Source organism: Desulfosalsimonas sp., assembly GCF_055149105.1.
The window spans coordinates 1-12,343 of the sequence record NZ_JBSRLA010000031.1 but is presented as its reverse complement, the minus strand read 5'-3'; the positions used below and the strand labels follow the sequence as shown (position 1 = coordinate 12,343).

Here is a 12,343-nt window from a genome sequence, read left to right as displayed (position 1 = left end):
TATGCGTCCCGGATGGCCCCAAACAATCGGTTTGCGTGACAAATTGCGTAAAAATTTTTTCAAGGAAAACGTCTGGCTGAGGTTGGCCGGTTTTCTGCTGTTTTTTTTTCTTGCCTACACCTGGGCGGCGCCTTTTCGCGATCTTTACGGAATGGAAATCCGGAACGCGCTTGCGGCGCGGGAAATGCTGGAAAACGGGCTGACCATCATTCCAAAGGTATTTGGAGAGTATTACCCCGATTACCTGCCCCTCTATTTCTGGCTGGAAACAGTATTTTCCCTCCCCGCGGGCGCCGTCAGCACCTTAAGCGCGATAATGCCCAGCGCCCTTTCGGCCGTCGGGCTTCTGGCATTGACCTTCTGCTTGGGACGCCGGATCACTCCCCGCGCCGGCTGGCTGTCCGCCCTCATTCTGGCGACGATTCCGTCGTTTTGGTGCTATGCCGGCGGCGCCACCATCGACATGCTTCTCGCGTTTTGCGTGACAGGCGGAATTCTCTGTTTCTATTTCGGAGACGAGGAAGACAACCCCAAAATAAAAAGAATTTATTTTCTCGGGGGATGTGTTGCCCTGGCAGGGGCCTTTATGGTGAAAGGCCCCATCGGAATCGTTCTGCCGGCAATCTCCTGGGGAGGGTATCTTCTTTTAAACAAACGGTTGAGCGATTTTATAAAATTTTCCTTATGGATCATGCTTGTCGGCGTGTTCTGCATTGGTTTGGAATTTCTGTTTGCATACCTCGCGGGTGGCCGGCAATTGGTTTCCGAGATGATCAAAATGCAGGTGACCGGCCGGCTGCGGCAGGCGAACAAGCCTTTTTATTATTATTTTTTCTGCATTTTGGGGATTTGCAACCTGTGGTTGTTTCTGATCCTTGCAAGCCGTCTTGTTTCCGGTCGCCTAAAAGAGAAGAAGCTTTCTTTTTTCAAACCACTGGCCGCCGATTCCGTCACCCGCCTGGCGGTGACATGGGTTCTGGGGATTTTGACGGTTTTTTCTCTCGCCGCCACCAAACATTCCCGATACCTTCTGCCCTTATACCCGGCGGCCGCCATCCTCCTGGGGGGCTGGGTGGAACATTTCCTCGTTGAGAACAATCCGTTTCGCGCAAACCGCCTTCAAACTTCCGCGATCTTCCTGTCCGCCGTGATTTTGTCGGCCAGTATGGTTTTTTACTTTCTGTTTAACCAATATATATTTATTTCCTTAGGCCATATCATAATCTGGCTGGCCTTGGGCGTCGCCGGCATCATCCTGATTCTGAAATGGATTCACCCAAAGCATAAACTGGCCGGTTCGGTCTTGCTGTTAATGGCCATCGGAATTTCCGGCGCAAACCTCCTGGCGACCCCGGCCCTTTCCCGCCGCGCATCCGCCCGCGAATTTGTCACGGCCGCGGAATCGCAGGCCTCCCTGCTCCCGGTGATGATTCATGGGTTGGGGCGTGATGGAGATGCCCTGAAATATTTATTCTACAGCAATCGAAACCCAGAGGAGATTCGTTTTGTCGACCGTTTGGAAGAATTAAATACGCTGCCCGCGCCATGCCTTCTGATTACGGACATGGATAACCTTCCTTTATTGGAAGACCGGAATATCCATAAGATTGTGGAGGGGAATGCCCGCTCAACAAAGCTTTACGCCTATCGGGTGAATTTAAAAGAGGGCTTCAAGTCCTGACAAATTAGCAAGGAGAAATTTATGAAAGCAATTGTTTTAGCCTACCATAATATCGGATGCGTCGGCATCCGGTCGCTGCTGGCCCATGGGTATGAAATCCAGGCTGTTTTCACCCACGAAGATGATCCCCATGAAAATGTCTGGTTCGAATCCACGGCCGAACTGGCGGCGGCCAACAATATCCCGGTATATGCGCCGGAAAATATCAACCATCCCCTTTGGGTGGAAAAAATCCGGGAACTGCAACCGGACATCCTGTTTTCTTTTTATTACCGGGACTTGGTGGGCAAGGAAATTCTTGAAATCCCCCCGGCGGGCTGCCTCAACCTGCACGGATCGCTGCTGCCCCGGTATCGGGGCCGGTGCCCGGTCAATTGGGTGTTGGTAAACGGAGAAAAGGAAACCGGGGTCACCCTGCATTACATGACACCCCGGCCCGATGACGGCGACATTGCCGGACAGATAAAAATCGCCATTGACCATGCGGACACGGCCCTGACCCTGCATAAAAAACTGGCTCAGGCCGCAGGAGAGCTGCTGGTCGATCTCCTGCCCAAAATCCGGGAAAATAAGATTGAACGCATCCCCCAGGATGAAGCGGCGGCAACCTATTTCGGCGGGCGGGGCCCCCGGGACGGGATGATCGAATGGGCCAAGGACGCCGAAAGCGTGCGCAACCTGGTGCGGGCCGTGACCCGGCCTTATCCCGGCGCTTTTTCCTGGATCGGCGACCGCAAATGCCTGTTCTGGCAAGTCAAAACCGTGGAAAAGCCGAAAGACGTACCTTCCGGCGCGGTGATATCGACGGATCCCTTCATCATCGCCTGCGGCAAAGGGGCCGTGCACGTGGAATTCGCCCAGCCGGAAAACGGCCTTTACATGACCGGCGGCCAACTGACCCAAGAACTCAATCTCGTCGCCGGCATGCGGTTCAATGGACCGACGGAAGCCCTCCGCGAACAACGGCGGAAAAAGCATGTCCTCATCCTCGGGGTGAACGGCTTCATCGGCAACCACCTTAGCGAACGCTTGCTGGAGAGCGGCCGTTACAAAGTTCATGGCATGGATCTGTGCGCCGGCAGCATCCGCCACCTGCTGGGGCATCCGGATTTTCATTTTACGGAAGGAGACATCGCCATCATGCGGGAATGGATCGAATATCATGTCCGCAAATGCGATATCATCCTGCCCTTGGTGGCCATTGCCACGCCCATCGAATACGTGCGAAATCCCCTGCGGGTCTTTGAATTGGATTTCGAGGAAAACCTGCGGATCGTGCGCTATTGCGTCAAATACGGGAAGCGCCTGATTTTTCCTTCCACCTCGGAGGTCTACGGCATGTGCGCGGATGAAGAATTTGATGAAAACCGCTCCAATCTCGTGCTGGGCCCCATCCAAAAGCAGCGCTGGATTTATTCCTGCAGCAAGCAAATGCTGGACCGGGTCATCTGGGCTTACGGCGCCAGCCAGGGATTGGCGTTTACGCTGTTTCGTCCGTTTAACTGGGTCGGGCCGAAATTGGATTCCCTACAGTCCGCCCGCGTCGGAAGCTCCCGGGTCATCACCCAGTTCATTTTGAACCTGGTGGAAGGCACCCCGATTCGTCTGGTTGACGGCGGCCGGCAAAAACGCTGTTTCACGGACGTCAAGGACGGTATCGACTGCCTGTTCAGAATCATCGAAAACACGGATAACCGCTGCAACGGCAGAATTTTCAATATCGGAAATCCGAAAAACGAATTCAGCATGCGGCAACTGGCGGAGATCCTGAGGGAAAAGTTTAAATCCCACCCACTTCGCGACCTTTTCCCGCCGGATGGGGGGATCAAAGACATCACGGCCCGGGCCTTTTACGGTTCCGGCTACCAGGACGTCCAGCACCGGCGGCCATCCACCCGTCAGGCAAAAAGCATACTGGGATGGGAGCCGAAAGTGCCGTTTGAGCAGTCCATCCATGAAACTCTGGATTATTTCCTGAAGGATGTCATGGAAAACTTAAAGGAAGAGCTATGTGTCAATTAGGCCTGCGGGTAGACGTCGACACTCTCCGGGGAACCCGCGTGGGCGTTCCGAACCTGGTCGGTCTTCTCGGCCGACATGGAATCCGGGCGACCTTTTTCTTTTCAGTGGGGCCCGACAATATGGGCCGCCATCTCTGGCGGCTCCTGCGGCCCCGGTTTTTGTTCAAAATGCTCCGGACCCGGGCCGCCAGTCTCTATGGCTGGGATATTCTCTTGAAGGGGACCTTCTGGCCCGGCCCGGTCATCGGAAACCATTGCGCACGGGAGATTCGCGCCACCGCCGAGGCGGGACATGAAACAGGAGTTCACGCCTGGGACCACCACCGGTGGCAAATGCGGCTGAAAAGCATGGACCGGAAGGCCATCCGCCTTGAAATCCAAAAAGCCCGCGATCTGTTGACGGAAATTACGGGAAAAAGCCCGGATAGTTTTGCCGCGCCGGGATGGCGGATAACGGATGCTGCCCTGACGGCATTGGAAGATTTTCCGTTCCGGTACCAATCGGATTGCCGCGGCCACTCGATCTTCCGGCCCGTAATAGACGGACACCGGCTTGGCCGCCTTCAGGTGCCGGCCACACTGCCGACCTATGATGAACTCATCGGCCGGCAGTGCACTCCCAGGACTTATAGTGAACACTTAATCAGTTTGATCCGGGATGACCAACTGAATATCCTCACCATCCATGCCGAAGTGGAAGGGATCGCCTGTTTGGAACTGTTTGAAGATTTTCTGAACCGGGCTTCCTCCCGGGGACTTGCCGTCAAGCCCCTGGGCGAATTTTTGTCTCCTGATATGAAAATCGCGGAATCCCGCATTCTCCAAAAGGTCATTCCCGGAAGGGATGGCTGGATCGCCTTCCAGGAGGATACCGTTAACTCTCTTCAATCGCCGGGTGAAAAATGACCGTATATCTGCCGCTGATTGTTTTTGGTGTACTGCTCAATGCTTTGGCCCAATTGGCACTCAAGCAGGGGATGCGAAACATCGGTTATTTTGACTTCCGGTTGGAAAACTGCGTCCCTGTTTTCCTTAATATCGCAGTGAATCCGTACATTTTAGCCGGGCTGGCATGCTATGTTCTCAGTGTTGCTGTCTGGCTACTGGTGCTTTCACGGGTTGAGGTCAGCTTTGCTTATCCTCTTCTCTCCATCGGATACATCGTCACCGCATCTGCCGGATGGATTTTTTTTGATGAATCCATGGGAATAATACGCTGGAGCGGTATTTTAGTAATATGTCTGGGTGTTTGGCTGATTACCCGGTCAGCGTAAAGGGCTTGAGAATGGGAAATGGAAAAGGAAGTGCCGTCGTGACAGGTGAAAAAATTTTCACGGGTTTCAATACAAACAATTTTTCCGATGACCATGTGTCTAATTTAACACGGTTTTTTTTGATTCTCTTTGTTTTGTGGGTTGGACTCAGCTCTATTGCAGGTAATACATTTTCACTGCATGACGAATCCAGGGTCGCCGGCATCGCTTGGGAAATGGCCGTGGAAAACGATTATATCGTTCCACGACTCAATGGTACGCCGTTTCTGGAATACCCCCCCCTGGGATACATTCCCATTGCGCTGTTTTTAAAACTGACCGGCATAAAATCTCCCTTTATGGCTCATCTCGCCAATGCGGCTGTGGGGATGGGCACGGTTTTTTTAATTTTTCTGCTCGGAAAAACCCTCGGCGATGAAAAAACCGGAATTTTAGCGGCCTTTTTTCTGCAGGCAACATGCGGGTTTATTTCCTTAAACGCAAGCCTCCGGGTGGACGCGTCTCTTTTATTCTGGATCACGTTAAGCCTTTATGGATTCGCGGCCGGATACGGGGCAAAGGAAAAAGCCTTTCGGTATCTTGTCTTTTTTTATCTTGGCATGGCCGGCGCTTTCCTGACCAAAGGGCTCATCGGAGCCGGTCTGCCCGCGATGATCGCGGGAATTTTTATTTTAATGAAAAAGGACTTTTCATTTATATTAAAAATGCGGCCCTGGTGGGGAGTTTTCATTTTCGCGACCCCGGTTCTGGGCTGGTTTTTTTTGCTGTATCAGGCGCAAGGACCTGAACTGGCCCATGAAGTATGGCGGCAAAGCGTGAGTCGATTTTTTTCCGCGTCGGCGGACCATGCGAATCCGCCATATTATTATCTAAGGCCCATTTTGTACCTGGCCCTGCCATGGACTTTTTTTCTGATGATCATTTTTTGGCAAAGGATTCGGCGGCGTTCGCGTTCTGAAAAACCGGAAGGCAAGCGGCCGGCAAACATGCTGTTGCCCCAAATCTGGTTCATGACGGTTTTTATTGTTCTGTCCGCGGCATCGGCCAAACGGATCGTTTATCTGGGACCGATTTATCCATCCATCGCCCTGATGACCGCCTTGTGGTGGCGGCGGATCACCACCACCGAAGGGTTTCAACGGCTGGAAACGCTTTCCCTGCGGTTTCTTTCAGGATTTGGCGGCATCCTCCTGGCCGCAAGTGTTGTTTGCGCCTTTATCGGCGGCCATTTCATCCTTGGCGCGGGTTTGATCGGCCTGGTGCTTTTGTCGGGCGCGTTTTTTGTTTTTTTCATCCAAAAATTGGTAACGCGAAAACATGCCATGGCGTTTTTTTTCTGCTGCCATGCCATATTCGTCTGCGTGCTCCATTATTCGGTCATTCTGCCGGATACTTCTTCCGAGTCCCTTCAGCCCTTTTTCACGGAAATGCAGCCGGAATGGGAAAGAAAAAACATCATACTCTATTGTCTCCCGGAAACCGCCCGGGGCGCGGCGTATTTCCATTTCAGCCGGCAGATGCCGATGGTCTGGTCGCCGGAGGACCTGAACCGGAAAATATCAACGGATCCGGACTTGCTGATCCTCACCTATGATACGGATCCGACGGAATTGAACGCCTCTCTTTATCCCCGGAAACTTAAAATTTTGCACCAGCGGAAATTGAAACGCCATCATCTCTCGCTGCTATCCGTGGTGCGTTCATAGGGCGCTTGCGGCTGAATGATAAATGGATAACCCGATATGCTGATTTCAATCGTCATCCCGGTACATAATGAAGCCGAAAATATTGGACGGCTAATTGCTGAAATCAACATGGTTTCATTAAATCTATCATATCAAATAGTTATTGTTGATGATGCAAGCAATGATCATACAGCCGCGGTTTTGTCTGATATAAAAAAGGATATGCCCCACCTGAAAATTGTGCGGCACAAAGAGAAATACGGCCAAAGCTGCGCCATTGTGACAGGCGTGGAGCATGCCGAAGGCGAATTGATCGTTACCATGGACGGCGATGGCCAAAATGATCCGGCGGATATGGCGAAACTTATTTCCACGTTATTGGATCATAAAGCATGCCGAATGGTTGTGGGTCATAGAAAAAAGAGAAAAGATTCAACATGGCGGTTCATTTCATCCAAGATCGCAAATTTCGTACGAGGCTGTTTATTAAAAGATAATACGCCGGATACAGGATGTGGTTTAAAGGCTTTTTATAAGTTTGCATTTATGGATCTTCCGTTTTTTGATCACATGCACCGTTTCCTGCCCGCGCTTATCAGCATGCAGGGGGGGGAGGTGATTTCAGTGGAGGTGAATCACCGTAAAAGAATGCAAGGCCGGTCCAAGTATGGCACGTTGGACCGGCTATGGGTCGGGCTGATTGATTTGATGGGGGTGTATTGGCTATGCCTGCGAACAAGGAAGCTCTCGGACCGGAAAATGACAGATGACTGAAAAACATACTATTTGGCTGATCGTGGGGTTTACCGGCCAGTTGGTTTTTACGATGCGTTTCGTCCTGCAATGGATTGCAACCGAGAAAGCGAAAAACAGCGTTATACCCGTAGCATTCTGGTATTTAAGCATCATCGGTTCTCTCCTGCTCCTTTCTTATGCTGTTTTCCGCGGCGATCCGGTTTTTATTTTGGGACAATTGTTCGGCGTTATTGTTTATTCCCGAAACCTTCATTTTATCGGCAGACACAAAAAAAATGAAAATACTAAATGACATCAAGCTGCCCCTGTTGATTCTGACGGCATCAGGAGCCGCCGCTGTTTGTCTGTTGCCGTTCTTCCCCGTGGATGAGACACGATATCTGGCGGTTGCTTGGGAAATGAAGCTGAATCATTCCATTGTTCCCCTTCTAAATGGCAGTCCGTATTCACACAAGCCTCCGTTTTTATTTTTATTAATCAATTTAGACTGGTTGATTTTCGGCGTAAACGAAAAAACGCTTCGTTTCATTCCCGTGCTGTTCAGTGCGCTCAATATTTTCATGACCCGTAAAATCGCCCTGGCATTGTGGAAGGATGAAAAAATCGCCGGCTATGCAACGACGATCTTGGCGTCCACGCTGATTTATTTGGTTTGGTCGATATTAATTATGTTTGATATTGTTCTTACTTTTTTTGTTTTGGTCGGAATATACGGGCTTTTATCGGCGGCAAGCGGCAATGTTAAAACCGCATTATGTCTTGTTCCCTTGTCCATCGGAGGCGGATTGCTGACAAAAGGGCCGGTTGTTTTTGCGTATATCCTTCCGATAAGCATCTTATACTTCACGTGGAAGCCGGAAAATGGATTAAAGACAAGCAGATGGTATTTAATGATGCTCGGATCTGTTTTTATAGGAGCGGCGATCGCCTTGCTCTGGGCTATTCCCGCCGCGATGAGGGGTGGCGAGGCATACAGGCAATCCATTCTGTGGGGCCAGACCGTTGGTCGTCTGGTATCTTCCTTTGCTCATCGGCATCCAGTCTGGTGGTATATACCGATGCTTTCCGGACTTCTTTTCCCTTGGATTTTAGTAAAACCGACATGGCGGGGATTTTCAATGATTCAGCATAATAAAAGTTATCGCTTTCTTGCTGTCTGGATGCTGGCAACCATAATCATCTTTTCATTGATCAGCGGCAAGCAGATCCATTATTTGATTCCGATGCTGCCCGCGGCCAGCCTGCTGATAGCAAAAAATATCGCGGGATTCGGCGCGAAAATTTCGGAAAACGCCAAATTGCATTACCCCGTGGCAATATTTTATACCATGCTGGGCGGATTGATATTGGGCGCGCCGTTTATTAAAACCAGCGGTAATCTTGGCGATATTCCCTTCGGTGTCGCGGTGATGCCGGCGGCCGCGTTTCTTTGTCTGGGAGGGATGCTTTTTTTCGCGAAACCATTATCCCTGGATACCCTGATGAAAACACTCGCGGTTTCCTCTCTGGCCGTCCTTATCGTCGCGATTGGATTTGTCGGTTCAACTAAATTTGGCAATCGGTATGACCTGAGTCATCTTGCCCGTATGTTAAACGAAAAACAGAAAGAAGGATATCATCTTGTTCATTACGGTGAATACCATGGGCAATATCAGTTCCTGGGCCGTTTAACACAACCTTTGATCGTTCTAAAAAATAAAGCAAGTGTCGATGCATATCTTAACTCCCATCAACACGTTCTTTTGATAGCCCGGGATAAACATAAAAAAATTATTAATAAAAACAATATAATATATCAACAGCGATATAGAGGCGGGAAGGTGATCGTGATGGAATTTTCGGATAAAATCCAGTTAAGCGGATGATGACCATTGCCATGGCCCGCCTTGTCAATGGACAATCAACTAGCCGCCGGTGATTTGCAGCGCCCGAAGACAGGACAAGGCAAAAAGCTACAGCGGCAGGAAAACTGAAAACGTACTGCCCGCATTTAATTTGCTTTTAACGCGGATATCACCGCCGTGGGCATCGATAATGGCCTTGACCAGAGAAAGGCCCAGGCCGGAACCTTGCTGGGACCGGCTGCTGTCGCATCGGTAGAACCGATCGAATATTTTCGGCAGATCCGCCGGGGAAATGCCCATGCCCGTATCGGAAAAATCCATGCGGACCCGACCGCCTTCCATTCTGGCCGATATGGCGACAACACCGCCGGATTCCGAATATTTAATGGCGTTTTCCAGAAGATTGGTGACCATGCGCTGAAGTTTGCGCCTATCCCCTGGAACATAGAGCTCGTCCGGGACTTCGGCTTCCAGCCGGATATTTTTACCGTCGGCCACCGGGCCGAACAGATCGCGGGCGTCCAGGATCAACCGGTTCACGGCAACGTTGTCTTTTTCCAACCGTCCCACGCCGGCCTCGATTTCCGTGATGTCCAGCATGGTGTTGATGAGGACGATGAGATTATCGCATTCCTCAATGGTGCTGGCCGCCATTTTCTCACAATCGGAAAGGGATGCGGTCCGGGTCAGGGTCATCTCGGCGGCCCCCCGGATCCGGGTCAGGGGGCTTCGGAGATCGTGGGCCACATTGTCCGTGATTTCCCTCATGCCCTTGATCAGGGCCTGAATCCGGTCCAGCATGACGTTGAAGGTATTGGCCAGACGATGGACTTCCAAGAGCTGTTTTTTCACCTGAACCCGCTTGTCATAGGCGCCCTTTGAAATTTCCGTGGCCGTGCGGGTCACCTCCTCCACCCCCTTAAGGGCCTTGCGGGCCAGAAACCATCCGATCAAAGCGGAAATCATGAAGAGCGGGAAAATCAGTTTAAAAATTAACTGTTTAAAAATACTTAGATATTCCTCATTCTGTTCAAGGGAGATTCCCACGTACAGAACCAGATCCGGACTGATGGGGCCGACCACGCTTCGCACGGGATGAGGATAATCCGCCAGATTAAGGGTTTCAAAAACCGGCTTGCCCGTTCGCCGGATCACTTCCAGGGCCGAATCCGGAATTGTGGCCTGCTGGTGGAGAAATGTCTTGCTTTTCATGGACAAAACCCGTCCGTCCAGAGACAAAAGCTGGAAAAATATATCTTCTCCCTCGGATTCAACTTCCGCCGTCATGTATTTTTCCACGTTTTCAACTCCGCCCTCCTGCAGGATGACGGAAAATTCATCAATTTCCTCAACCAGTTCCTTGTCCGTTTCCATCCGCGTGATCACGGAAATTTTATAATAGTAGATGGAGATGGCGAACAAGGAGCAGAAGGTAAAAAACACGGCGTACCAGATGGTGAGACGGAACGCCAGGGTGCCGGTGATGTCATGAATCCGTTTTGAGAACATACCCGACCCCGCGAATAGTATGGATGAGTTTGGGCTCAAAATCCCGGTCCACTTTATCCCGCAGACAGCAGATGCGCGCTTCCACCACATTGGTCTGGGGATTGAAATTATAATCCCAGACATGCTCCATGATCATGGTTTTGGACACCACCCGGCCGGCGTTGCGCATCAGGTATTCCAGAAGCGAGAACTCCAGGGGCTGAATGTCGATTCTTTGGCCGGACCGTTCGACCTTGCGGGTATGGATATCCAGCGCTAAATCCGCGACCTGGAGTTTCGATGGATTGGCGACGCCCGTGGCCCGGCGGATCAGGGCCTGGAGCCGGGCCAGGAGTTCGGAAAATGCAAAGGGCTTGGTGAGATAATCGTCCCCCCCGGTCTGAAGTCCCCGGACCCGTTCATCCACCGACCTTTTGGCGCTTAAAATCAGCACCGGGGTGTTGACGCGGTTTTCCCGCATCCGTTCAATCACCGTCAAGCCGTCCTTTTTCGGCAACATAATATCCATGACAACCGCATCATAGGGTTCGCTCAGGGCCATGTGCAGCCCGTCCTCGCCGTTTTCCGCATGATCCACGGCAAACCCCGCCTCCCGCAACCCCTGGGAGACAAAATGGGCGATTTTGTGATCATCTTCCACCAAAAGAAGGCGCATGCGTATTGTTCCTTTTTAAAGTAACCGGCCACCAGGGGCCGTGACCGGGTGCTTTTGATTGTCCGAAAAAATTCGTGTTATCATACCCCGTCTTTTTCAAGAGATCATTAATCAATTTGACACTTCCCTAAACTGAGCGATTTTGTGTTTGGCAGCGAGATTTTGGCTTTGCTACTAGCCATAGATCCAGCTGCTGGATCTGCTATACAGAAAAAACTGTCTACAAATTAGTATTTTTTTGTATAGTATAAGCTTTTTGCGTAATAGTTGTAGGCAACGGGGCGTACTTCCCCCTCGGGAAGACGATGGTTTTATTTCAACTATTTGAAATTTAAATAATAATTGGCGCGCGATTGCGCCGGTTAAACAGTTCAAATAAGCCGAGACCTTCAAAGCAGGCAGCGGTCACCTTTAAGATCATCTTGCCGCTATGCGAAACGATCTTTCCGGCGATATCAATCAACCGCCTGCGAACCGTGTTTGCATACGCCCCGACCGGGACCACTGAAACGCCAACATCTTCTTTGAAGGTCTCCATCAAAAAATGGCCCAGCAACATCGAATAATACCATGCAGCGTTCGGATTAAACCGCTTGAACGGCAGTTGCTCATGACCGAAATCTTTCAATGCCCGGTTGGCCAGTTCGTCACTGCCTCGCTCGTGATAGCAGGCAACAATACCATTGGCTTCCAGATATTGTTCCGCCCCGGATTCCTGGAGCAGGGCATCGATGGCTTGGCCCTGGCCGATATTGGTGATGATCACTGTATCAGGCCTGCACCCGGGCAGATACTTCTGTCCCCCGTGGTCATGGAGCAAGCGGCAATAAATGGCGCGTCTGAATGTATCCAGTTATCACGCTTGCTTGCAAATTCAATATATCCCCAGCATTCTTTTTTCCCGGAGTTATAGCGGTT

The 12,343-nt window shown here is 51.0% G+C and carries 11 protein-coding genes; 8 read left to right on the top strand and 3 right to left on the bottom strand.

Translation table 11 applies throughout. The features are described from left to right. The first annotated feature begins 1 nt into the window (after position 1). From ACTCIA_RS08990 to ACTCIA_RS08955, 8 genes are all read left to right on the top strand, one after another. Positions 2–1,681, top strand: coding sequence for an ArnT family glycosyltransferase (locus tag ACTCIA_RS08990; protein WP_463001475.1), 1,680 nt, complete (start codon positions 2–4; stop codon positions 1,679–1,681). Positions 1,682–1,702: 21 nt separating this feature from the next. Further along, entirely contained in the window at positions 1,703–3,703 is a 2,001-nt protein-coding gene (arnA, locus tag ACTCIA_RS08985) for a bifunctional UDP-4-amino-4-deoxy-L-arabinose formyltransferase/UDP-glucuronic acid oxidase ArnA (protein WP_463001474.1), read from the top strand. Further along, a complete protein-coding gene (locus ACTCIA_RS08980; protein WP_463001473.1) occupies positions 3,691–4,608 on the top strand; it encodes a polysaccharide deacetylase family protein in 918 nt (305 codons plus the stop codon). Before arnA ends, ACTCIA_RS08980 begins: the two co-directional genes overlap by 13 nt. Then, on the top strand, positions 4,605–4,976 hold the full coding sequence (locus tag ACTCIA_RS08975) for an EamA family transporter (protein WP_463001472.1): 372 nt from the start codon (positions 4,605–4,607) through the stop codon (positions 4,974–4,976). The genes ACTCIA_RS08980 and ACTCIA_RS08975 overlap by 4 nt, the downstream gene beginning before the upstream one ends. 221 nt (positions 4,977–5,197) lie before the next feature. Continuing rightward, complete coding sequence (locus tag ACTCIA_RS08970) at positions 5,198–6,682, top strand: ArnT family glycosyltransferase (protein WP_463001471.1); 1,485 nt, start codon at positions 5,198–5,200, stop codon at positions 6,680–6,682. A gap of 36 nt (positions 6,683–6,718) precedes the next feature. After that, entirely contained in the window at positions 6,719–7,435 is a 717-nt protein-coding gene (locus ACTCIA_RS08965; protein WP_463001470.1) for a glycosyltransferase family 2 protein, read from the top strand. Beyond that, positions 7,428–7,709, top strand: coding sequence for a lipid-A-disaccharide synthase N-terminal domain-containing protein (locus tag ACTCIA_RS08960; RefSeq protein WP_463001469.1), 282 nt, complete (start codon positions 7,428–7,430; stop codon positions 7,707–7,709). Before ACTCIA_RS08965 ends, ACTCIA_RS08960 begins: the two co-directional genes overlap by 8 nt. Next, positions 7,693–9,282, top strand: coding sequence for a phospholipid carrier-dependent glycosyltransferase (locus ACTCIA_RS08955; protein ID WP_463001468.1), 1,590 nt, complete (start codon positions 7,693–7,695; stop codon positions 9,280–9,282). The genes ACTCIA_RS08960 and ACTCIA_RS08955 overlap by 17 nt, the downstream gene beginning before the upstream one ends. Positions 9,283–9,369: 87 nt before the next feature. Here ACTCIA_RS08955 and ACTCIA_RS08950 read toward each other — a convergent pair whose 3' ends face one another. The 3 genes from ACTCIA_RS08950 to ACTCIA_RS08940 all read right to left on the bottom strand — a co-directional run bounded on the left by ACTCIA_RS08950 (position 9,370) and on the right by ACTCIA_RS08940 (position 12,191). After that, positions 9,370–10,770, bottom strand: coding sequence for a sensor histidine kinase (locus tag ACTCIA_RS08950; protein ID WP_463001467.1), 1,401 nt, complete (start codon positions 10,768–10,770; stop codon positions 9,370–9,372). Further along, positions 10,748–11,425: a response regulator gene (locus ACTCIA_RS08945; RefSeq protein ID WP_463001466.1), complete on the bottom strand. Its 678-nt coding sequence runs from the start codon at positions 11,423–11,425 to the stop codon at positions 10,748–10,750. Before ACTCIA_RS08945 ends, ACTCIA_RS08950 begins: the two co-directional genes overlap by 23 nt. Before the next feature lie 331 nt (positions 11,426–11,756). After that, positions 11,757–12,191 carry a hypothetical protein gene (locus ACTCIA_RS08940; RefSeq protein ID WP_463001465.1) on the bottom strand — a complete coding sequence of 145 codons (435 nt, stop codon included), beginning with the start codon at positions 12,189–12,191 and terminating at the stop codon, positions 11,757–11,759. Positions 12,192–12,343: the final 152 nt, after the last annotated feature.